We start from the raw sequence: 23398 nt of genomic DNA on the forward strand, positions 1-23398 counted from the left end.
GCTGCTACTCGGCTTACTTATACAAGCGCGGATCGACCAAACCACCTCCTGAGTTTCCGCCTAGATAGGGCACCGAATCATCCCCATAGAGCGAACCTCCCAGCAGAGAGCCCGTGTTCAGCACAGCGCCCATTCCCGACATGCTTTGCGGACGCGGGGCATTGTGGCCATTGGGTGTCACCGTAAAGATTGGCGTGCCCTCAGGAAGATTATCGTTGTACTTTGCCATCTGCGAATTGGAGATGCCGGACTTGCCCGTCTTCAGATCGAAGACGGCGGTCGGTTGCCGGATATTGCCAACAACTGCGTCAGGATTCGAACTTCCACGAGGACGATATCGTTCATCAGGAACTCTATTTAAATAGGCGCTCTCGGGCGAAATATTCTTCCCACCTGCTCCATTCTTCAGCGCAGTATCAAACTCCGTATGCACCTTCGTCCCCCGGGTTGCCGCCGAGCCGCCGGCTGAAATGGCATTATCGGCCTGACGAGCCACGTCCACCAGTGTGTTGCCGGCGCGGTAGGCCTGGCCCGCCCCGGTGACGAAGGGCAGCACCGCGCCGCCGACATCGAGCGCCAGCGCCGTGGCATGCACGCCGAGGTTCTGACCGCCGGTCTTGTACAGGTCGTATCCCAGCACGCCGAGGTCGTAGGCGATGAAGCCGATGTCGGCGATGACGTCCAGGAACTCCCCGGTGGGATCGACGTAGTTGACCGGATTGTTGGCCACATACGCATACGGGCTCACCGCATCCGCCATCCCCATCGGGTCTCTTGATGCGAAGCGCCCGATGCCGGGGTGGTAATACCGGGCTCTGTAGTAGACGAGGCCGGTGGCGTCGGGCTCGCGGCCGGTGTAGCCGTACTGCGGGATGGTGCCGGTCGAGGCGGTCCGGTTGCCCCAGGCGTCGAAGCGCTGGCTGGCGGTGAGCGTGCCGCTTGCGTTGGCCAGACCGACGACGCTGCCCAGGCCATCCTGCAGGTAGGCGCTCTGGGTGGCGGCGGGTGTGTGGGTGGTGCCGGTCAGGCGCACGAGCGGCTGGTCGAGGCCGCCGTGGGCGTAGACGGCGCCGGGCAGGCCGCTCATGGTGCCGGTCCACTCGGCGTGGATGGCATCGCCGTCGTACAGCCAGTGGGTGGTGGTGGCGGCGCTGGTCTTGGCGATCCGTCGGCCCTGGTCGTCGTACTGGTAGCTCTCGGCGATGGCGCCGCTGCCGCTGCGGGTCGCCGTTTGCAGGTGATCGAGCGCGTTCCAGACGAGCGTGAGCGTGCTGGCGCCCGTGCCGCTGGCGCTGCAGTCGCCCGTGGGCTTGGTGATGGTGCCGCCGGGGCTCACTTCGCACAGCTTGCTCAGGTGCCCGTCGGCGTCGTGGATCGCGGCGCCGAGCAGGGTTCCCGTGTCCGAGCCGCTGCGGATCTCGCTGAGTTGATGTGCCGCATTAAAGAGATAGGCGGTGGTGGTGCCGGCCTTGGTCTTGCTCCTGCGGTTGTCCCAGATGTCGTAGGCGTAGGTCTCGGCCGTGCCGTCGCTGGCCGAGGTGAGCCGGTCGAGGTAGTCGTAGGCATAGGTCCAGTTCTTGGTGCTGCCGTTGATGGTTTCCGATTGGGTGGCGCGTCTTCCCTGGTTGTCCAGGGTGTAGAGGTGGCTGGACAGGGTGCTGGTGTTGAAGAGGGTCTGACGCTGCTTCAGATTGCCATCCTCGAACCAGCTCTGGGTGGTGCGTTGTCCCGAGTGCAGCCGCTGCTCGATCAAGCGGCCGCCGGCGTCCCAGACGAAACTGACGTTCTCGCCGTTGGGGGCGGTGATCGTGGCGAGCCGCCCGGTGGCGTCGTAGGCGAAGCTGGCGACGTGGCCGTCGGCGTCCTGCAGCTGCGCCAGACGCCCGCCGGGGGTCCAGGTGTAGGTGAGGGTCTTGTTGCCTCTCGAGTCGGTGACGCTGGCAAGGCGCTTGGCGGGGTCGTAGGCGTAGCTGTAGGAAACGATCAGACTGTCGCCGGGGGTCCTGGTCTCGGCGCGGGTCACCAGACCGAGGGCGTCTCGGGTGTAGGTGACGGTCTGGCCGTTCGTGCCGGGCACGCTGCGGGTTTTGAGCAGGCCCTGGGTTTCGCCGGGGTTGCCCTTGGCGCCGTAGGTGTAGGTCGTGCTCTGCCCGGCCTGGGCCTGCACCGGGGTCTGGCTGGTGACGAGTTCGTGGTGGCGGTTCCAGCTCCATGTCCAGGTGTTGCCCAGGGCGTCGGTCTCGGTCAGCTTGCGGCCGAAGTCGTCGAAGGTGCGGCTGAGCTGTTTCTTGATGTTGATGCCGTCCAGCGCGCAGCTCTTGCTGGTGGTGTCGGTGCTGCTGCCGGCCCAGAGTTCCTTGACGTCGCCGAGCGGGGTGTAGACGACGCAGCTGACGGGACGGTTAACATCGGTGCCGCTGGTGGGCGGGCCGACTTCGCGGGTGAGTCGGCCCAGTTCGTCGTAAAAGCGGTATGTATCTCTTACGCTGCCGTCGGCGGCGATGCTGTTGATGCGGGTGGCGCGGCCCGCGCCGTCGTAGGCGGCGATCTCGACGGCACGGCCCTGAGACTGGCCCGTGACCTTGGGCAGCGTGGTGGTCTTGAGGCGGCCTTCCTGAGTGGCGTGGTAGTACTCGTAGGCGGTGGTGAGGTTGTTGGGGTCGGTGCTGCTTCTCGGTCTTCCGTCGGCGTCCAGCGCGAGGCTGACGCGATGGCCTTCCTCGTCGTAGGCGCCGGTCACTCTTCCCAGCGGGTCGCGGTCGAAGGCAAGGGTGTAGCCGTCGGCTTCGGTCACCTGGCTGACGCGGCCGAGCGGGTCGTACTGGGTCAGCGTGGCGTGGCCGGCGTAGTCGACGCGGCGTTCGAGGCGATCGAGTTCGTCCCAGGTGGCGTAGTGGCCGTCGAGGTACGCGCCGTTGACGGTCAAGCCGACCATGAGCGGGTTGCCGTTGGCATCAAAGACGGTGTCCCACAGATGGCCACGGCCGTCGGCGGTCTTGAGCGGACGGTCGAGGGGGTCGTACTGGAAGTCGGCGGGGTACCAGGCGCCATCCGGGCCGCGCGTGGTGCGGCCGAGGCTGTCGTGCGCAAAGTCGCTGGTGGTCTCGACTTCCAGGCTGGCCGGGGTGCCGTCGAGGTCGCCGCGGCGGGTGAGGCCGGTGATGTTCAGTTGGCTGGCGTCCCAGGTGGTTTCCAGGCTGGGGCCGACGCCGCTGGTGGGGTCGCCGAGCACGGCGCTGGTCCAGTCGCGCAGGCGCCGGGTCTTGACCGGGTTGCCGACGCTGTCGCTCTGGTATTGCGTCCAGGCGAGGATGTCAGCGTTGGCGGGTTTGGTGTTGGCGACGGGGGTAACGCCATTCTTCACACGGATGACGTCGGTGAGCCGGCCCTGGGCGTCGAAGCGGTTGAGGGTCCAGTGGCCGTCGGCGTCCTTGACGCGCTGCGGCTGGCCGTAGGCAGTGTGGTCAAGGGTTTGCAGCGTGCGCCCGGAGGGCAGCGTGAGGTCGGTGAGGTTGCCCTGGCTGTCGTAGGCGTACTGGGTCAGCATCCCCAGCGGGTCGGTGCGGGTGAGCCGCAGGTGGGTGCGGCCGGCGGCGGGGTCGTAGGTGTAGTCGGTTGTTGCCCCGGCTTCGTCGGTGATGGCAAGCGGGTTGCCGTGGGCGTCGAACAGGAAGGTGCGCGTATGGCCCAGCGCGTCGATCTGCCGCGCTTCGCGGCGGAATTCGCTCCAGGCAAAGGTGGTGGCGTGGTCCTCCTTGGGCACGCCGTCGGCGCCGAACGGGGTGTGGCGGAAGACGCGGCCGTTCTGGTAGTAGGCGAAGCGCATGCCGTTGCCGCGCGGCAACTGGTACTGCTTCAGGGTGTGGGCGAGCCTGGCTCCATCCGCTGCGGTGTGGTACTGGTAGCTGACCGCAGGCTGGCTGCCGGCGACGGCGAGCGGGTTCCTGAAGCGGGTGAGGTCGCCGTTGCCGTCGTAACTGTATTGCCAGCTGCGGCCGCTCCAGTCGCTGATCTGGCTGATGCGGTTGGCGGTGTAGCCGAAGGTCAGCGCGCGGCCGAGGCTGTCGCTGACCTTGCAGACCCAGCTGCCGGGGCAGCCGGTTATCGGTGCGTAGGAAAGGCTCAGCGCGTTGCCGTTGCGGTCGGTGATCAAGAGCAGCCGCGCTTTCAGGCCGCTGTCGCTGGCGCCGCCATTGACCGATTCGAAGAGGTATTTCATCCCCGAGCGTTCGCTTATGCGGTATTGGCCGTCGGCCAGACGCTCGAGCGTGGCGTAGATGCCGGCGGAACCCGTAAACGTCGCACCGGCGGCGATGTTGCCGCTCGTGTGATTCGGCGTGGCGAAGTAGCGCTCGCCGCCGGTGCCGTCGCTCCAGCCGAGCTTGGCCTGCCCGCCCTCGACGCCGTAGAAACGCAGGACGTGGTTGAAGCTGTGGGTCCAGCCAAAGCCCAGCGGACCGTCCTGGGGGTTCCGGCTGTTGTACCAGCGCTCGAAGACGATGGGCAAGCCGCCCCGCCCTTTGATGGCGATGTCGCGCTCGCTGTGGATCAGGTTGCCGGTGACCATGTTGACCGGGTCGCCGGAGACGGCAGTGCCACTGCCGAAGCCGTTGGCGCTCTGGTAGCCGTTCTGCCCGGACTGCTGGGCGAAGGTGGGCGCATAGGGGTCAGCGACGATGCCGCTGCCGAGGCTGGGGTTGTAGAGACTGCCCAACGGATCGCTGATGCCATAGCCGCCCGAAGCAGAGCCGCTGCCGGAGCCGCTGTCGCCGCCGGACGTGCCGGTCGAGGCGGCGGTGGGCTCGATGGTGACGCCGCCGCTGTAGCCGTTGATGGGGAAGCTGGCACAGACATAGGGACAATCGATGTCAGCAGCGTTCGGCGTAAGGCGTTCAGCATAGAAGGTGGCGCCCAGCCAACCGTTGGCATCGGGATAGCGAATCAGCCGGCGAGGCAGAGTGAGTTTGAAGCCTTTGTTGACGTATTTCGCCTCGATCTGGGCGACATGGCTGGCCGCGTAGTTCAGGCCGGGGTCGGTGTTGCTGGTGAGCTTGGCTTTCTGCGCCGCCCAGTCGCCGCTGCTGTTGATCTGCAGGATCTCCACCCCCTGCTCGGCGGCGAACTGCAGACCGCGGGTGGTGGAGACCGCATCCAGATTCGCCAGCTCCTGCCAGATGTAGGCTTCATAGGCCGAGCCGGCGAAACCGGCCAGCTTGAAGGCGCGTTTGTCGGTCGTACTGGGCATATCCAGACGGCTGCCGGTGTACTTGCCGCCGGGCCAGTCGATCAGAAAGCCCCTGCGATAAAGCCCATAAGGCAGATCGAACAGGTAGGCGACCTTGACCTGGGCGGAGGTCAGACCGAGGCTCGTTCCAACGGTGCCTGATTCGCCGAACAGTTCGCCGGCCCGTTTCGAGGCGTCGGCGACGTAGCGGCTGTATTTGCTGGCGGCGATGTTGAGGAATTCGCCCTCGATGGCGTCGCGGTCGGCGTTGACGTTGCCGTTGTTGGCCTGCAGGTTGGCCAGCAGTTGCGTGCTGCGCTTGACGAGATAGGTGTCGGAGGTGTGCCAGGCGTAGGCGTGCAGGGCGTGCAGGTTGGCGGCACGGAGGTCCGAATAGCTCACGCTCGCACGGGTGGCGGCGCTACCCAGTTCGGCCAGGGTGACCGTCATCGTCAACCGGTTGTCGGACGAACAGAGCGGGACGCTGCCGCTGCCTGCCTCGCTGGCCTGTTCGACCCCTTCGAGCCTGAACAGCGGCACCATGTTGGCGGTGGCCGCGCAGGTCGGCGCAGCGGCCGGATCGACCGCGTCGAACCAGGCATCGAACGCCGACTGATCGGCCGGGGTTGCCCCCCGGTACGCCAGCGTCAGTCGTCGGGTCGCCAGGTCGGTCAGGTTGAGGGTTTTCTGGGCGAGCGTGCTGCCCGCACTGTTCATGGCGACAAGCGACAGCCGGTATCTGTGCCGCTCCGGCAGCGCGGCAGTCTCGGCCAAGCCGCCGGTCGTGCCATCCCAACTGCTGTATTGCAGCACTTCGTAGGGCGGCACGATCGGCAGGATGTCGAAATGGCCACGCGTGATCTCGGCTTTGTAGGGCACCTCTTCGAGCGTGGTGTTGGCGTAGTCGGGGGCCTTGCTCTTGACGTGGGCCGCCACCTCCTCCTCGAAGCGCTCCTGCGGCAGGCGATAGCTGCCCTGCGCATCCAGTCGGCTCGCCAGCCAACTGTCGTAACCGAAGTCGAAGCTGCCATCGACGCCGACACCCGCCTGGTAGCGCCGATCCTTGTACGAGGGATCGAGTGGCACCCAGCGGTGGCCGGAGTCGTCGAGGCCGCTGCCACGCCAGTCGGCATAGGGCAGGCAGGCCTCGACCCAGACATGGGCCAGGTCGATGCCGTTGGTGCGGTAGGCCGTATAGGGATTGCCGTTGCTGCCCAACACCGTGGCCGCCGCCTGGTAGCTCCTGGCACCGATCCAGCGCGGGCCGCGGCCGTCGGCACCGAGGGCGGTCGAATCGAGCACGGCGACGTTGCCGCGCACATAGCGCGCCGGAATGTTGGAAGCACGCAGCAGCGCGATCAGCAGGCTGGCCTGATCGGTGGCGCCGCCCGCCTTGGCCCACAGGGTCGCCACCGCGCCCTTCAGTGAACCGTAGTAAGGCTCGAACCCGATGTTCTGCTGCACCCACTCGAACATCCGCACCGGATTGTGATCAAGCCCTTTCGCCAACGCGACGATGTCGGGATGTGCGGTGGGGGCCTCGGCCGTGCCGGCCAGGTCGGCGGTACCGTAACCGCAGGCCACCGCCTCGGCCGGGGTCGGCCGCAGTGCGACCCGGACCAGGCCATCGCGGCTGGCAAACTGCTGCTGCATCAGCCACCAGGCGTCCGCGACGAACCGCGGCGGCACCGCCTCCGGCAGCTTCATCGGCCTGACCGGCTCGGCCTGACGCCAATTGGGCGCGGGCAGCGGCTCAGCCGGACGCGCGGTCAGCCAGCTCCTGATCCGGCTGGCAGCCTGCCTGGCGCGTCCATCCAGAGTGGCCGGGTCCGCGCGGGAGAGCTCATCCAGATCCTGTATGGCCAGGTCGAAGCGGGTTGCCAGCCGGCGGTGCAATTCCAGGGCCTGCGCGGCCTGCTCGGACGCCCCCCGTGCCGCAATCGTGTCGGCCTCGCGGGCGACACGCTGCAACACCTCCCCTTTCAGGGTCAGCATCTCCTGCCGCTTGGCGGCGGCCTCGGCCTTGCGATCGGCAAGCAGACCCCGCACCTCGTGCGGCAACATCTTTTTCTGCTTGAACTTCGCCGCGTCACGCTCACCGCGTTCGGTCAGCGCCAGTGTTGCCTCCAGATTGCGCTTGATTGCGGCTTCCAGCGGGTCGGGTCGACCCTGTTGCGCCGCCCGCACCGCCTCGGCCGCCTTGGCCGGCAGGGGCGCCACCTCTTTGTGGTCGGCATGGGCAGCGCAGGCCACGCCCAGCAGAACCAGGGTGGCGAGCAGACGATTCAGGGTCGAACAGGACATGGGGACTCCTCGGCGATCGCTCTGTTATCTCGCTCTGCGCCGCAGCGGGACGCCACTGCGCGCGACATGCCGGCGCATGGCGCTGAAGAGCCCGGCGCCCAGCAGCACGAGCGCCCAGGGCGGCAGCGGCACGTCACCGTTCGTCATGCTGGCTGGCACCACATCGATGCGGCCAATGACCAGACTCCGGGCGTCGGTGGCGTCAGTGACTTCGTAGTCGAAGGCGTAGCTGCCGGGCGCCGTCGGCGCGCCGGAAATCACGCCATTGGCCGCCATGGTCAAACCCGGCGGCAGGTTGCCGTTGACGCGGGCAAAGACGAAGGGCCCGCTGCCGCCGACGGCAGTGACGCTGTAGCTGAAGGCTTCGTTGAGATTGGCCAGCACGCGGAACGAGGTGGTGGTCACTCCAGGCACGGCGTTGGCATTCGGATCGAGCCAGGCTTGCGCATCGGCAACCATGATCTGCGTGCCAAGCTGCTGCTCGATGGTGTCGGTAACACCATCCTGATCACTGTCGGTGAGCTGGGCGCCGGTGGCGGCGGGCAGCGCGGCGAGGACGCGGGCAGTGACGAGTGGATCACCACGCCAACTGCCATCGCCACTCTGCTGGGCATCGAGCCAGGCGCGCGCGTTGCCGAGTGCAGTGGCGGCGACCGCATCGCCTTCGGCCGCAAACGGCGCCAGCGCTCGAATCGCCATGGCGGTCGCCAGCGGGGTCGAGGCCTCCAGCGCACCACTTTGCGGATTGCGTTCGGCAAAACCGCCGTCGCCGTTGGCTTGGGCGATGAGCCAGCTTCTGGCGCTGGTCATGGCGCCATCAACGGCGCTTGGGGAGCTCTTGCCACAGACGCTGCCGGACAGAAAGCGTGAAGCCTGACGCTGCTTCTTCAGCTCATGCAGCATGACCGTGGTTGCCGTCAACGATCCGGCCGCGGCATGTGCTGGCTGGCCGTTTTGCGGCAACGCCTGCGGCCATGCGCCGCTCCAAGGCGAACTGGCAAGCTGGGCGGGCAGAATGATACACAGCGCGGTGATCGTGAGGTCGGTGGTGTCGCCCGCGTAACCCACCCCGGCACCACGCAGGGCACCGTAACCCAGCGCCGTGTCGATCGTGCTCGCACCGTAGCCGGGATAGGCGCCCCAAGCCACCACGCTCCCGGTGATACTGCCGGCACTGGCAACGCCGTTGCTGCGCTCATCGCGGATTCGGGTCGCGATGGCGACGGCATCACGTCCCGCTGCCGTCAACGCAGCCACCTGCCAGGCACGTGAATCGAGACTGTCGCCCGAGGCATTGGCGAGCCAGGTCAACGCACGGCCATAGTGCGGTGAACGCGCAAGCCCCGCCGTCTGCATCGCCTCCACGGCGGCCGAGGTCGATTGCATGTTCAGCCCCCGCATCCCGGCGAAAGAGCCGTCGCCTCTTTGGTTCTGCAGCAACCATTTGATGCCCTTGGCGCGGGCATCATCGAGCGTTGCATGGCCGGGCACTGTGACCAGCAGCAACAGCAGTGAGCAGAGGAGTCGATGGGGTCGGGTCATGCGCGCCTTCCTCCCTGTATCTGGCTTGAATAAGCCTACACGCCCCGCGTGACGACAAGATGTCGCCAATGACCGACATCGATGAGCCGATTGGCCTATTGCCGTGACAGTCGCCCGGCACTGCACCATCCTCCAAGGCCCAGCAGCAGCGCCACGCCGAACCGGCCACCGCTGTGCAGAAATTGGTGCCACTGCATCAGCGGCGAGAAGCGGTCCGGCTCCAGATGGTCGATGAACATGTCCCAGACATAGGCATGCAGCGTCAGCGGCAGATCGAGCAACAGGAAGCCGAACGCCAACAGTGTCGCCAGCGCGCCGGAGGTCAGACGCGCCGCCAGACCACCCGGCAGAGCCAGGCCGGTGGCCGAGGCGATGATCAGTGGCTGGAGCACCGCGCCGGTGGTGGTGGTGACTTCGAGCCATCCTTCGGGCAGGGCTTCGACCTGTTGCCCGCCCATGACGAAGGGTTCGATGACGTTCACCCGCAATCGCACCACGGTGTCCTGCCAATCGTGCTCGACACCCAGAAACAGGATGCCGAAGCGGTCATCGATCAGACCGAGCAGCTGGCCGACGACCGGAATCAGCCGTTCGATCAGGGCGGTGCCCCACAGCCACACCGCGCAGAGAGTGAGCGCAAGGCTGACGGTCAGTGCCAGCGCGAAGCGCGCTGGGCTAGGCCATGCGGTCACGGTGAAGGACGGCGTAGAAATAGAGCGCAACGGCAGCCACCAGAAGGGCGGGCAGGATGGAGGTGTGCAACAGGTCGAACAGATTCCGCTCATTGCGAAAGGCATAGAACAGCACCAGGATGCGCAACTGATTGAGCGCGAAGACCAGCACGAGTCCAAGGCCCAGACCAACCAGGGTGCGGCGCCAGGTCAGACGCACGGCGGCAAAGGCCGCAATCAGCAGAAACATGATCTCCGTTCCTTCGCAACCATTCAGGATATTGAGCCCACCTCCCGAGGCCTTGATGCTGGCACCGACCGCCCGTGCGCCGGCTTCGGGTGTGAGCAGGTTCACCAGCGTCGTTGCCAGCCTTACCGTGGCATCGTGGATGATCAGCCGCTCGACCCCGGTGTCGTGCGCTTTACCCCAAGCCCATTGCAGGATGAAAAACAGGCCAACGAAGATGACCAGACTCAACCACAGCGGATAGGGCAGCGCTGGCATTCGCCTGTGGGCGAGGCTGTCGGACGGTTCGAAAGCGTGGTTGTCGCTGCACACGGCTCTGGCGGAGAATTGTCCTTGAACGCCTCCGATGTTCCGTTTTCGAGATGACATCAAGATGACCACCCAGGGTGTGCAGCGGCGCATCTGCTGGAATCACTCCCCATGACCTCCCATCCAGCAGCCCGGTCGATCGTCATCGACGATGGCGAGCTCACGCTGTGGCCCGATGCCTTTGTCCTGTCACGGCCCGACGATCCATCGCTGTTCGAACAGTTGAGCTCGGCCATTCCCTGGCGGCAGGATGAGATCACGCTGTTCGGCAAGCGTCATCGGCTGCCCCGGTTGCAGGCCTGGCATGGCGATCCGGGCGCGAGCTACCGTTATTCGGGGCTGCTGTTGCAGCCAACGCCCTGGCAGCCACTGCTGAACGAAATTCGCCGGCAGGTCGAGACCCTGACCGGGCTGCGCTTCAACTCGGCTCTGGCCAATCTCTACCGTGATGGCAACGATGCAATGGGCTGGCACAGTGACGACGAGGCCGAACTGGGCGTCGATCCGGCCATCGCCTCGGTCAGCTTCGGTGCCAGCCGCCGATTTCTGCTGCGACACCGCCGGCGCAAGGACCGACCGCGAATCGAGATTCTGCTGAGCGACGGCTCACTGCTGCTGATGGCCGGACCACTGCAAACACACTGGCAACATGCGGTGCCGCGCAGCAGAGGCGTGAGCGAACCGCGGATCAATCTGACCTTTCGCCTGATCAGGCCATAGCCGCACCTAGCGGGTCAACATCTGTCGCGCGCCGGCAATGGTGGCATCGGAGCGGGGTGGTCGCGGTGGAACGGCGATGCCGCGCACACAGGCCGGACGTGCCTGCAGGGTGTCATGCCAGCGCTGCAGGTGGGGCAGGTCATCGATCGCCACGCCGGCCCAGTTGTGCGCACGCACCCAGCTCCAGTTGGCGATGTCGGCAATGCTGTAGTCACCACAGAGGTACTCATGCTGCGCCAGTTGGCCATCGAGCACCTGGTAGAGCCGCCGGGTCTCGTTCTGGTAGCGCGAAATCACCGCCGGCAGCTTCTCTTCGAAGTAGCGGAAGAAGACATTGGCCTGCCCCTGCATCGGCCCGATGCCACCCATCTGGAACATCAGCCACTGCATCACCCTCGAGCGCCCCTTGCGATCGGTCGGCAGCAGTTGGCCACTCTTCTCGGCCAGATAGACCAGAATGGCCCCCGATTCGAAGATGGCGAAATCCTCTTCATCCCGATCGACGATCGCCGGGATGCGGCCATTGGGGTTGATGGCCAGGAAAGCCGGGCTCTTCTGCTCGCCAGCTGCCAGATTGAGGGCGATTACGTTATAGTCGAGGCCAATCTCTTCGAGCATGATCGACGCCTTGTAGCCGTTGGGCGTCGCTGCGGTGTAAAGGTCTATCATGTCGCTCTCTCCTGTCGTCGCTCGGCAGACCATCATAGCGCGCCTGCTGCTCTGTGGCCTGCTGCTGCTCGGCGGCACCGGCAGCAGTTGGGCCGTCGATGAGAACCGCGCTCCGGAAGCCGCCACTGGCAGCCGCAGCAACAGCGCCGTCACCGCCAGCCGCTATCTGGTAGTGGCCGCCGATCCACAGGCCGCCGAGGCCGGCCGCCGCATTCTCGCCGCCGGCGGTTCCGCAGTCGATGCAGCCATCGCCGTGCAGATGGTGCTCAATCTGGTCGAACCGCAATCCTCCGGCATTGGCGGTGGCGCCTTCATGCTCCACTGGACGCACAGAACCGGGCAGCTCATCAGCTATGACGGGCGCGAGACCGCACCTGCTGCCGCAACGCCCGATCTGTTTCTGAACAATGATGGCGCCCCGATGAAGATGCTGCAGGCGATCGTCGGCGGTCGCTCGGTCGGCACCCCCGGCGTGCTCGCCATGCTCGAACTGGCCCATCAGCGCCATGGCCGGCTGCCGTGGCGGCAACTGTTCACCGATGCCATCCGTCTGGCCGACCGGGGCTTCATCGTCTCGCCACGACTGGCCGAACTGCTGCAAAAGAACAGCAATCCGGGCCTGCTGGAGCCCGGAGCGGCGCATGACTACTTCTACCCTGCTGGCCAAGCGCTCACGGCCGGCAGCCGGCTGACCAACCCGGCCTACGCGAAGTTGCTGCGGCGCATCGCCATCGAAGGCCCCACTGCCTTCTATCGTGGAAAAACCGCGCAACGAATGGTCGACGCCGTCCAAAGACACCGCAACCCCGGTCCTTTGCGCCTGTCCGACCTGGCCCACTATCAGCCGAAGGAGCGGCCACCGCTGTGCGGGCCTTATCGCGGTCATCGGATCTGCAGCATGGCGCCTCCCTCTTCCGGCGGCGTGACCTTGCTGCAGATGCTGGCACTGCTGGAGCCCTTCGACCTGGCCGCATTCAGGCCGGTTTCGGTCGAGGCGGCGCATCTCTTTGCCCAGGCCGGACGGCTCGCCTTCGCCGACCGGGCGCTCTATCTGGCCGACAGCGATTTCGTTCCGGTACCGCTGAAGGCACTGCTCGACCCCGACTATCTGCGCCAGCGTGCCCGGCTGATCAACCCGCAACATGACATGGGCGTGGCGGCGGCGGGCCAGCTGTCGTTGCTGACCCAGGCCGAAGACCGTTCACCCGAACTTCCCTCCACCAGTCACTTCAGCATCATCGACCGCGATGGCAATGCGGTGTCGATGACCAGCAGCATCGAGACCGCCTTCGGCTCGACGCTGATGGTCGATGGCTTTCTGCTCAACAATCAGATGACCGACTTCTCGTTCCTGCCCGAACAGAACGGTCAGCCAGTGGCCAACCGCATCGCCGGCGGCAAACGGCCACGCAGTTCGATGACACCGGCCATGGTGTTCGATGAACAGGGTGAACTCAGATGGATCCTCGGCTCGCCGGGTGGCGCACGCATCATCCCCTTCGTGGCCCAGAGCCTGATCGCACTGATCGACTGGCGGCTCGATCCGCAACGCACCGTCGATCTGCCGCACTACCAGAATCGCAACGACCGCACCGAACTGGAGGCAGGCACCGCCGCCGTCACGCTGCGCGAACCATTGGAAGCACTGGGCCATCCGGTCGATGTGCGCGACCTCAGCAGTGGAATTCATCTGATCGAACGCAACCCGACCGGGCTGATTGGCGCTGCCGATTCACGCCGTGAAGGCAGTGCGGCAGGCCGCTGAACGGATGCTGCGTCTGCTGGTTGCGCTCCTCGCTCTGCTGCTGGCGGCCGGGCTGTGGCTGGCCACCGCGCCCGCGCCACTGGCGATGCCCGACCGCCCACGCCCCACGGCCGACATTGCCCCCTTCCCGCAGCGAATCAAGCAATCGGCCACCAGGTCGAACCAGGCGCTGACGCTGCAGGCCAGTGAACTGGACCTGTTCTTCAGGGCGGCACTGGGCCATCTGCCGGGCACCCGGCAGGCCACCAGCCAGGTGCGCATCGAACCGGGCACGCTCCACCTTCTGGCCAGCACGCCGCTGTCGTTCTGGCCAGCGCGCCACCTCAATTTGATCTGCCGCGTCACCGCCACGCCACTGGAGATTCTGACCACCCGCTGCCGGCTCGGCGCCCTGCCACTGCCGGCGCTCTCGCTTGCACAGCTCAACGGCTGGCTGCGCGAGGGCACGAAACTCTGGCCGCAGATCGATTTTCTGCAACAGACCCTGAACGGCATCGACCGCATCGAAATCGGCGCCGACCGGCTGACGCTCCATCACCACATCGATCGACAGCAGGTGCGCAGCATCGTCGCCGAGGGTGGCCGCTGGCTCTGGCAGGGCATCGACCATGCAGCCGTGGCGCCCTACAACGAACGGCTGCGGCAGTTGATCAGCCAGACCGATGACGCATTGAGTCTGGCCACGGCGCTGCCGGCACTGTTCCGACTGGCGATGGAGCGCAGTGGTGCCGCAGGCTCGGCGCAAGGCGAGAACCGCGCCGCCATCACCGCGCTGGCCCTCTACGCGGCCGGCATGGCCGAACCCTTCGTGCGCGACCGCGATCACCCGGTCGCGCTGACGCTGCACAGGCGTTCAGACCTTGCGCAGCACTACCTGCTCTCCGCGCTCATCACCCTCAAGAGCCTGCCGCAGACGGCGGAGTGGATCGGTCTGCAGAAGGAGCTGAACGACCGGCAGGCGTCGGGCAACGACTTCAGCTACCTCGACTTTGCCGCTGATCTGGCCGGCATTCGACTGGCGACGCTGGCGACGGGTGATGAAGCCAGCGCCCGGCAGTTGCAGCAGGTCGTCAGCGCTTTGCCTTCCGATGACGGCACGCTGATGCCGGCACTGAAAACGCTGCCCAAGGAGGGCACTCGTGTGGGTTTCGACACCACACGCCACCAGCAGATCGAATCGGAGATCCGTATGGCCATCAACCGGCTGGCTGCCTACCGGCTTCCATGAGTTGTCCATCCGGGCTCGTTGCGGCCTTGGGGCGATAATGAGGCTATGCTTGATTGAACATCTGGTCATGCCGACACCTGCCCGATCGAAGCGCACCCCCGACACCCAATGCCCAGTCCAGAGATTTTCGCCACCCTCGACATCCGCACGCTGATTCTGGTCACCGCGCTGATCTACCTGATGTGCACGCTGACACAGGGCTTCATCTATCTGAACAACCGTGACGAGCCCGGCCTCGGCAAGTTTGTCATCGCCCATGCACTGATCAATCTCGGTCTGATCCTGATCGCCGCACGCGGGCTGATTCCCGATCTGCTCTCCATGGTGATCGCCAATGCCAGCATCCTGAGCGGTCTGACCTTTTTGCATCATGCGATACGCTGCTTCTATCAGCGCCCGACTTCACTGCGGGCAACGGCGGTGGTTTTCGTTCTGAGCTGTCTGGCATTTTTCCATTTCGGTCAGAGCAGTCCCGATTACGCCATCCGCGTCCTGCTGTTCTCCTTGCCATTCATCGTGCTGTGCATCCTGATTGCGCGCGAGTTTTTCCTGCCGACCGAGCATGAAATCCAGCCCGCGCCCCGGTGGGTCAACGCCACGCTGTTCACCCTGCTGGCCCTGCTCTTCACGGTCCGGTTGCTGGTGATCATGGATGCCCACCTCCTCGCTTCTTCCATCATCAGGATCGGAACCGAATCGAGCCTGCTGCAAGCCTCACCGCTGTCGTCACTCACCTGGCTGGTGCTGATTGCCAGCTTCGGTTACTGGAACGTCGGGCTGCTGTTGCTGGTGTCGCAAAAGTTTCTCGCCCGCCAAAACAGATTGGCCATCACCGATGGCCTGACCGGTATCCTCAATCGTCGCGGGTTCGAGTTGATGGCCGAAAAAATACTGCTGACGCGCACAGCCAGCAGCAACTTCATGCTGCTGCTCGACCTCGACCACTTCAAACAGGTCAATGATCGACATGGCCATGAGGCCGGTGACGAGGTGTTGCGGCAATTCGTGCTGCTGCTGAACCAGCAGTTGCGCAAATCCGACCTGACGGGGCGTATCGGTGGAGAAGAGTTTGCCGTGCTGCTGCGCGAGAGCACTGAAGCGCAGGCCTGGTCGGTGGCCGAACGGGTGCGAACGGCGTTGCAGCAGATGCCGATTCGCCATCGCGACACCATCATTGAAGTCACCGTCAGCATCGGTGTGGCACAGAGTGGTGCGGATGGAGAGAGCTTCGCCGAGCTGTTCCGCACAGCCGACCAGCGACTCTATCAGGCCAAACGCAGCGGCAGAAACCGGACCCTGTTTCGCGAAACGGCTGACGTTGCCACACCCTGAAGGCCGATGCATTCTCCAGCCATCGTGCAGGCAGGCCGCTCACCGGTCTGATCAGACCATGCGCCCGTTCAGGTGATGCAGCGGAAAATCAGATCGACCAGCGGCGCTGCCTCCCGCTCCAGATCATAGGCATCCGGCTCCCGCAAATAGTCGAAGTAGAGTCCCAGCATCGAGGTGTGGATGACAATCGCCGCCAGCCGTGGACAGACGTTGGGCAGACTGCCCTGTTCGCGTGCACGGCGGAACAGCGCTTCCATGCTGGCAAGGCCACGGTGCTGAATGGCGATCAGACGCTGATTGCTCTCCTGTAAGCCATCGACGAATTCGCAGTGGTGGAACAGAATGCTGTAAACCCGCCGCCGGCGTCGGTCACGCGCCAGACTGAGCAGTGATTGCACACAGAAATTTCGCAGCGCCTCGATGGCCCCTTCATCTTCCAGCGCCAGCGACTGGCTGACCAGATCCTCGACCGGATCATGCACCCGACAGTACATGGCGTCGAACAGATCGGTCTTGTTGCGGAAATGCCAGTAGATCGCACCGCGGGTCACTCCCGCGGCCTGTGCAATCTGCTCCAGCGTGGCCCGCGCCACGCCGCGCGTCAAAAACAGCTCTTCGGCAGCATCGATGATCTGTTCGCGGGTTTGTTCCGCTTCCATCTTGGTTCGACGTGCCATGGTTCAAATCTCCTTCGAAGGCGATCCGCCTGTTATTGTTGTTGACAACCATACTTGAATGTATGTAATTTTCCAGCATCCAAGCACGTTGCTCCACCGCCTGTTTCCGCATGTATTGTAAGACTTTTTGTCTGCCTTGCCGATTTTCTGCGGTCTCAATTCGCTTCAGGATCGATGCTTCCACCGACTGCAGGAGAGAGTCTGAATGATACGCCCTGCCACCCGGCTCCCAACGCGGCATCTGCCCACTGCCCTGCTCTGCACCCTGCTGCTGACCACTCTCACGGCCTGCGACAGAAAGCAGGATGGCAATTCACATGCACAGCCAACGCCCGAAGTGGGCATCATGGTCGTGCAACCGCGTGATGTACCGATCGAGAACGAGTACGCCGGGCGTACCGCCGGCTTTCGCGAAGTCGAGGTGCGGGCGCGCATCACCGGCATCCTGCAGAAGCGGACCTATGTCGAGGGACAGCGGGTCAAGGCCGGGGATCTGCTGTTCCGCATCGACCCTGCTCCGTTCGAGGTGGCACTGACCCGCGCCCAGGCCAGATTGAGCGATGCCGAAGCCCAACTGCGCCAGGCCGAACGGGATTGGACACGGGTCGCCGCGCTCTTTGCCGAAAATGCCATCAGCGCGCGCGAGCGTGACAGTGTGCAATCTGCACTCGATCTGGCCCGCGCCAACCTGGCGGTGGCCAACAGTGATGTCGAGGCAGCCCGCATCGACCTCGGCTACACCAAGGTGGTGGCGCCGGTGAGTGGCATCACCAGTCTGGAGGTGCGCTCGGAAGGCAGTCTGGTGGGCCCGGGCAGCGCGGACAGCCTGCTGACCCGCATCACCCAGCTCGATCCGCTCTACGTCAATTTCTCCTACCCCGACACCGATGCACTGCGTCAGCGCCAACTGCTGGCCAGCGGCGCCATGACGATGACCGGGGGCGAACGCCTGGCGGCCGAGCTGCGCTTCAGTGATGGCACGGTGTACGACCAACAGGGCTACATCAGCTTCACCGACAGCAGCATCGATCCGGCCACCGGCACGGTCCGGGCACGCGCACTGTTCGCCAATCCTGACAACAGCATCCTGCCGGGGCAGTTCGTGCGCATCGTACCCAAAGGGCTGGTGCGCAAAGGGGTGATGGTGTTGCCACAGGCAGCGGTGATGCAGGGTCCGCAGGGCGCCTACGTCTATCTGCTCGCCGAGGGTGACCGGGCCAGAGTCCAGCCGATTCAACCGGGGATCACCATCGGTTCGCAGTGGCTGATCGAAGAGGGATTGAAACCGGGTGACAAGGTGATCGTGGATGGCGTCATCAAGGTCAAGGCCGGCGAACCGGTCAAGCCTGCAGAACCTCGACCGACGCCGGCACCGGTGGCGAATCAGGCAAGCCAGTCCGGAACCAGACCATGATTTCCGCATTCTTCATTCGTCGTCCGGTCTTTGCCTCGGTTCTCTCCATCGTCATCGTGCTGGCCGGTCTGGTGTCGATGCGGGCCTTGCCGGTTGCGCAATACCCCGACATCGTTCCGCCCGAAGTGGTGGTGATCACCAGTTATCCGGGCGCCAGCGCCGATGTCATCGCCAAGACCGTTGCCGCGCCTCTGGAACAGGAGATCAACGGCGTCGAGGACATGATCTACCTCCGTTCGGTGGCTGCTGCCAGTGGCCAGTTGCGCATCACCGTCAGTTTTGCCATCGGCACCGATCCCGACCAGGCCACCATCAACGTCAACAACCGGGTGACCGCCGCACAGGCCCGCCTGCCCGAGGAGGTGCGCCGACAAGGAATACGGGTACAGAAACGCTCCACCAGCATCCTGGGGTTGATCACTGTCTCTGCGCCGGGCGGCCAGTATGACTCGATGTTTCTCAGCAACTACGCGCTGCTCAACATCATCGACGAGCTCAAGCGGATTCCCGGTGTCGGCGACGCATCGCTGTTCGGTCAGAAGGACTATTCGATGCGCATCTGGCTGCGGCCGGACAAACTGGCGCAGTTCAACCTGACCGCAAGTGACGTGGCACAGGCGATTCAGGAGCAGAACTCCCAGTTCGCCGCCGGGCAATTCGGCCAGGAGCCGATTTCCGCCGACAATGCGTTCACCTATACCGTCAACACCCAGGGCAGGCTGGCCGATCCGGCCGCCTTTGGCCAGATCATCCTGCGCTCGGATGACTCCGGCGCCACACTGCGTCTGAGCGATGTGGCGCGGGTGGAACTGGGAGCGCAGGATTACAATTTCGATGCCAGCTACAAAGGCAGAACGACGGTCCCCATCGGCCTCTACCTGCAGCCGGGCGCCAATGCGTTGCAGACGATGGATGCCATTCGCGCCAGCATGGTCGAAATGTCCCAGCGCTTTCCCGAAGGGCTGGCCTATGAAATTCCCTTCGACACCACCCGCTTCGTCCGGGTCTCCATCGAAGAGGTGGTGCACACCTTCATCGAAGCGATCGTGCTGGTGGTGCTGGTGGTGTTTCTGTTTCTGCAGAATCCACGTGCCACGCTGATTCCGCTGCTGGCCGTGCCAGTCTCGATCATCGGCACCTTCGCCGGCATGTTGCTGCTGGGTTTCTCGATCAACCTGCTGACCCTGTTCGGACTGGTGCTGGCGATCGGCATCGTGGTCGACGATGCCATCATCGTCATCGAGAACGTCGAACGGCTGATGAGCCAGGAGGGGCTGTCGCCACGCGAAGCCGCCTTCAAGGCAATGGCCGAGGTGACCGGTCCGGTGATCGCCATCGTGCTGGTGCTGTCGGCGGTGTTCATTCCGGTGGCCTTTCTCGGCGGGCTCAGCGGACAGATGTACAAGCAGTTCGCCATCACCATCGTGGTCTCGGTGGTCATCTCCGGAATCGTGGCACTGACCCTGACCCCGGCGCTGTGCGCACTGCTGCTCAAACCGGTGCACAGCGAACCAGCCCTGCCATTCCGGCTGTTCAACCGGATGTTCGCCCGCATCACCGATGGCTATGTGAATGCTTCCGGTTTTCTGATGCGACGCACAGTGCTGGGCATGACGCTGTTCACCGGCCTGATGGCCATTGCCCTGCTGCTGTTCAACCGGCTGCCCGGTGGGCTGGTGCCTGCCGAGGATCAGGGCTACGTACTGATGGCCTATCAGTTGCCCGCTGCCGCAGCACTCGACCGTACCCGGGCGATCACCGACGTGATGACGCAACGGCTGATGGAGCAGAAGGCGGTGGAATCGGTGGTCACCTTTGCCGGCTTCGACATTCTGGCCCAGTCACAGCGCAGCAATGCCGGCATCTCGTTCGTCATGCTCGATCCCTGGGATCAACGCACCACCTCCGAAGACGATGCACGGATCATGGTGAATCCGCTCGCGCATCTGGGTGCCGATCTGCGCGATGGCGAGATGTTCGGCTTCAACCCCCCGCCGATCACCGGCATCAGCACCACCGGGGGCTTCGAGGCCTATCTGCAGGACCGCACCGGCAGCGGCGGAACCGCCCTGGTGGAAACGGCCCACCGACTGCTCGATTCCGCCAGCAAACGTCCGGAGTTGACTGAACTGCGCACCACCTTCTCCACCTCCACGCCACAGTACTACGCGGAGCTCGATCGGGAAAAGGCGCGCGCCCTCAAGGTTCCGATCAACCAGGTGTTCACGATCATGCAGAGCACCTTCGGCAGCCTCTATGTCAACGACTTCACCCTGTTCGGACGCAGCTATCGCGTCAACCTGCAGTCGGAAGCGCAATTCCGTCGCTCTCCCGAGGATCTGCGCCACGTCTTCGTCCGCTCCAGCGACGGCAATCTGGTGCCGCTCGATGCCCTGGTCAAGGTGAACCGCACCATCGGCCCCGATCTGGTCGAGCGTTTCAATGTCTTTCCTGCCGCAAAGATTCTCGGCCAGCCCGCCCCGGGCTACAGCTCCGGCCAGGCCATTGCCGCCATGCAGGCGGTCAGCCAGGAGGTTCTGGGTGCCAACTACTCGCTGGGCTGGGTTGGATCGGCCTATCAGGAGCTGGCCAGCGCCGGCAGTGGGGCCCAATCCTTCGTGTTCGGCATCCTCATGGTGTTCCTGATTCTGGCAGCCCAGTATGAACGCTGGAGCCTGCCGTTCGCGGTGGTGACGGCAGTGCCCTTTGCCGTGTTCGGTGCCATCCTCGCCACCTGGCTGCGCGGCCTGGAGAACGACCTCTACTTCCAGATCGGTCTGCTCACCCTGATTGGTCTGTCGGCCAAGAATGCCATTCTGATCGTCGAATTCGCGATGCTCCATCGCCGCGAGGGTGTGTCGCTGATGGAAGCTGCATTGCAAGGTGCCCGCCAGCGCTTCAGACCCATTGTGATGACATCGCTGGCCTTCATGCTGGGCGTGTTGCCATTGGCGATCAGCAGTGGTGCCGGGTCGGCCAGTCGTCACGCCATCGGCACCGGGGTCATCGGTGGCATGATTGCCGCCACATTTCTCGCCACCCTCTTCGTGCCCATGTTCTTCCTGCTGATCGGTCGACTGACCGAGCGCGACGGGGTCACCCACACGCGCGAGAAGGAGAGCGATCCGCATGCGTAACAGACTCTTGATGCCGCTGTTGCTGCTTTCGACACTGCCGGGCTGCCTGCTGGGTCCTGACCATCTGCAACCCCAGAGCGACCTGCCGAGTGGCTGGATGGTTCCCGCAGCAGACTCTGCGGCGGCAACCGTCACACCGACGATCGATCCACATTGGTGGCACCTCTTCGATGACCCCGCCTTGACGGCATTGATCGAAGAGGCCCTGCAGCACAATGCCGATCTCTCCGTTGCCGCGGCCCGGATCGCCGAAGCACGGGCGCTGCTCAACCTGCGTGATGCCGAGCGCTATCCGCTGCTGAGCGGACAGGCCGATGCTTCGCGCCAGCAGGGCAGCGCGGAAACCGCCCAACCCGGCGGAGGTGTCATCCATGATGCCCTGAGTGTCTCGGCAGTCCTGAACTACGAACTGGATCTGTGGGGCAGGCTGGCCCGGGCCAACGAAGCAGCGCAGGCACAACTGCTGGCGAGCGTGGCCAGCCGGGACGCCATTGCCCTCGCCGTGTCGGCGGACATCGCTTCCGGTTACTTCAATCTGCGCGCGCTCGATCAACAACTGCTCGTCGCCCGGAACACCGTGAAAACCCGCGAAGGCAGTTACCGCTTTCAGGAGTCACGCTATCGCAACGGCGCCACTTCGCAACTGGTATTCCGACAGGCCGAATCGGAACTGGCCGCCGCCCGGGCCGAATTGCCTGCGCTCGAACAGCAGCGCACACTCCAGATCAACGCCCTGAGCGTGCTGCTGGGTCGCACCCCCCGTGAACTCGTGCAGCAAACGATCACGACCGGGCATACCCTCGATGAGCTGCCACCGCTGCCGGAAGTGCCGATGGGGCTGCCTTCCACCCTGCTGCAACGCCGCCCCGACATTCTCGCAGCCGAACAGCAGTTGCGTGCCGCCAATGCCGAGATCGGCATTGCCCGCGCCGCCTATTTCCCACGGCTGTCACTGACCGGTCTGTTCGGCAATCAGAGCGATGACCTGAGCAATCTGTTCAACGGCTCGGCTAAAAACTGGCAGTTCGCCGGCAATCTGACCGGGCCGATCATCGATTTCGGGCGCACCCAGGCGACTGTCGAGGCAGCAGAGGCACGACGCCAGCAAGCACTGATCAACTACCAGCAGACCGTGCGCACCGCATTTCGTGAAGTGTTGGATGCACTGAAAAGCCGCAGCGCCAGCAGTGAACGGCTGGCAGCCCAGTCACAGCAGGTGGCCGCCTTGCAACAGACGGCCCGGCTGGCGCAACGCCGCTTCGAAGAGGGTTACTCCGATTATCTGGAGGTGCTGGATGCCCAGCGCAGCCTGTTCAATGTCGAACTCGCGCGCATCAACACTCAGCAGCAAGGTCTGCGCGCCCTGGTGCAACTCTACAAGGCGCTGGGTGGGGGCTGGCAGCCAGACGCCACACCACCTCACAGCGGCTGATACGGCTCAGCCACATCCGTCACGTTTTACGGGTTTGCAGTTCCCTGGATGGGCGGACCATGCATAGCCTGGATCAGTAGTAGGCGTGGTCGCGCACCGAGTGGTCAGTGACATCGCGCACGGCGGTGATTTCGGGAATCTGCGTGACCAGCGTCCGCTCGACCCCCTCCTTCAGCGTGGCATCCACCATGCCGCAGCCCTGACAGCCGCCGCCGAACTTCAGCACGGCAATCGAACCATCGACCACCTCAACCAGGCTCACCTCGCCGCCATGCGCGGCAAGGTTGGGGTTCACCTCGACATAGAGCACATGGTTGATCCGGTCTTCCAGTGGACTGCTGGCATCGATCCTGCCGATCTTGGCATGGGGTGCCTTGATGGTGAGCTGACCGCCGAAGCGGTCCTTGGCATAGTCGATCAGCGCCTCTTCGAGAAATGGCAGGCTGCGTGCCTCGATGAAGGCCTTGAAGCCTTTCAGTTCCAGCGGCAGATCATCCGCTTCCTCTTCGCCGGGACGGCAGTAGGCGACGCAGCTTTCGGCCTTCGGCGTGCCGGGGTCGGCGACGAAGACGCGAATGTTGACCTCGCCGCCCTGCTTCGCCAGCAGCTCGGCAATGTACTCTTGCGCCGCATCGGTAATGGTCAGGGAGGGGGTCATCGGGTGTCACCAGTTGGATTGAACGGGGTGGATGGCCGTGTGCGGCAGATCGGCACAGCGAAAAAGGTC

14 protein-coding genes are annotated in these 23398 nt (G+C 64.5%); 7 read left to right on the top strand and 7 right to left on the bottom strand.

Features of this window, described 5'->3' with window-relative positions; all coding sequences use genetic code 11:
- Positions 1-13 precede the first annotated feature (13 nt).
- The 4 genes from H7A13_07480 to H7A13_07495 form a co-directional block, all read right to left on the bottom strand.
- Entirely contained in the window at positions 14-7528 is a 7515-nt protein-coding gene (locus tag H7A13_07480) for a hypothetical protein (protein MCP5333184.1), read from the bottom strand.
- A 24-nt stretch (positions 7529-7552) separates the two neighbouring features.
- Positions 7553-9070: a putative Ig domain-containing protein gene (locus tag H7A13_07485; GenBank protein MCP5333185.1), complete on the bottom strand. Its 1518-nt coding sequence runs from the start codon at positions 9068-9070 to the stop codon at positions 7553-7555.
- A 95-nt stretch (positions 9071-9165) separates the two neighbouring features.
- Complete coding sequence (locus tag H7A13_07490) at positions 9166-9783, bottom strand: hypothetical protein (protein ID MCP5333186.1); 618 nt, start codon at positions 9781-9783, stop codon at positions 9166-9168.
- Positions 9746-10246, bottom strand: coding sequence for an exosortase/archaeosortase family protein (locus tag H7A13_07495; protein MCP5333187.1), 501 nt, complete (start codon positions 10244-10246; stop codon positions 9746-9748). The genes H7A13_07490 and H7A13_07495 overlap by 38 nt, the downstream gene beginning before the upstream one ends.
- A 162-nt stretch (positions 10247-10408) precedes the next feature.
- On the opposite strand from H7A13_07495, the gene H7A13_07500 reads away from it, so the two are divergent.
- Positions 10409-11017, top strand: a complete 609-nt coding sequence (locus tag H7A13_07500) for an alpha-ketoglutarate-dependent dioxygenase AlkB (GenBank protein MCP5333188.1) — start codon at positions 10409-10411, stop codon at positions 11015-11017.
- 6 nt (positions 11018-11023) lie between these two features.
- On the opposite strand, the gene H7A13_07505 is transcribed toward H7A13_07500, so the two are convergent.
- Positions 11024-11686, bottom strand: coding sequence for a glutathione S-transferase N-terminal domain-containing protein (locus H7A13_07505; protein MCP5333189.1), 663 nt, complete (start codon positions 11684-11686; stop codon positions 11024-11026).
- Between H7A13_07505 and ggt the strand changes: the two genes are divergently transcribed.
- The 3 genes from ggt (at position 11685) to H7A13_07520 (ending at position 16011) form a co-directional block, all read left to right on the top strand.
- Positions 11685-13451 (top strand): gamma-glutamyltransferase, encoded by a 1767-nt coding sequence (ggt, locus tag H7A13_07510; protein ID MCP5333190.1) that lies wholly within the window; start codon positions 11685-11687, stop codon positions 13449-13451. The two genes, H7A13_07505 and ggt, sit on opposite strands and share 2 nt — an antisense overlap.
- Complete coding sequence (locus H7A13_07515; GenBank protein ID MCP5333191.1) at positions 13426-14679, top strand: hypothetical protein; 1254 nt, start codon at positions 13426-13428, stop codon at positions 14677-14679. The genes ggt and H7A13_07515 overlap by 26 nt, the downstream gene beginning before the upstream one ends.
- Positions 14680-14787: 108 nt before the next feature.
- Positions 14788-16011 carry a GGDEF domain-containing protein gene (locus tag H7A13_07520; GenBank protein ID MCP5333192.1) on the top strand — a complete coding sequence of 408 codons (1224 nt, stop codon included), beginning with the start codon at positions 14788-14790 and terminating at the stop codon, positions 16009-16011.
- Between the two features lie 68 nt (positions 16012-16079).
- Here H7A13_07520 and H7A13_07525 read toward each other — a convergent pair whose 3' ends face one another.
- On the bottom strand, positions 16080-16688 hold the full coding sequence (locus H7A13_07525; protein MCP5333193.1) for a TetR family transcriptional regulator: 609 nt from the start codon (positions 16686-16688) through the stop codon (positions 16080-16082).
- Positions 16689-16893: 205 nt separating this feature from the next.
- Between H7A13_07525 and H7A13_07530 the strand changes: the two genes are divergently transcribed.
- The 3 genes from H7A13_07530 to H7A13_07540 are packed head-to-tail and all read left to right on the top strand — an operon-like array spanning position 16894 to position 22671.
- Entirely contained in the window at positions 16894-18102 is a 1209-nt protein-coding gene (locus tag H7A13_07530) for an efflux RND transporter periplasmic adaptor subunit (protein ID MCP5333194.1), read from the top strand.
- Positions 18102-21239 (top strand): multidrug efflux RND transporter permease subunit, encoded by a 3138-nt coding sequence (locus H7A13_07535; protein MCP5333195.1) that lies wholly within the window; start codon positions 18102-18104, stop codon positions 21237-21239. Before H7A13_07530 ends, H7A13_07535 begins: the two co-directional genes overlap by 1 nt.
- Positions 21232-22671: an efflux transporter outer membrane subunit gene (locus H7A13_07540; GenBank protein MCP5333196.1), complete on the top strand. Its 1440-nt coding sequence runs from the start codon at positions 21232-21234 to the stop codon at positions 22669-22671. Before H7A13_07535 ends, H7A13_07540 begins: the two co-directional genes overlap by 8 nt.
- Before the next feature lie 73 nt (positions 22672-22744).
- On the opposite strand, the gene nfuA is transcribed toward H7A13_07540, so the two are convergent.
- Complete coding sequence (nfuA, locus tag H7A13_07545; GenBank protein MCP5333197.1) at positions 22745-23329, bottom strand: Fe-S biogenesis protein NfuA; 585 nt, start codon at positions 23327-23329, stop codon at positions 22745-22747.
- Between the last annotated feature and the right edge of the window lie 69 nt (positions 23330-23398).

The organism is Pseudomonadales bacterium (assembly GCA_024234215.1).
In the GTDB taxonomy this organism is placed as follows: Bacteria; Pseudomonadota; Gammaproteobacteria; order Pseudomonadales; family UBA5862; genus JACKOQ01.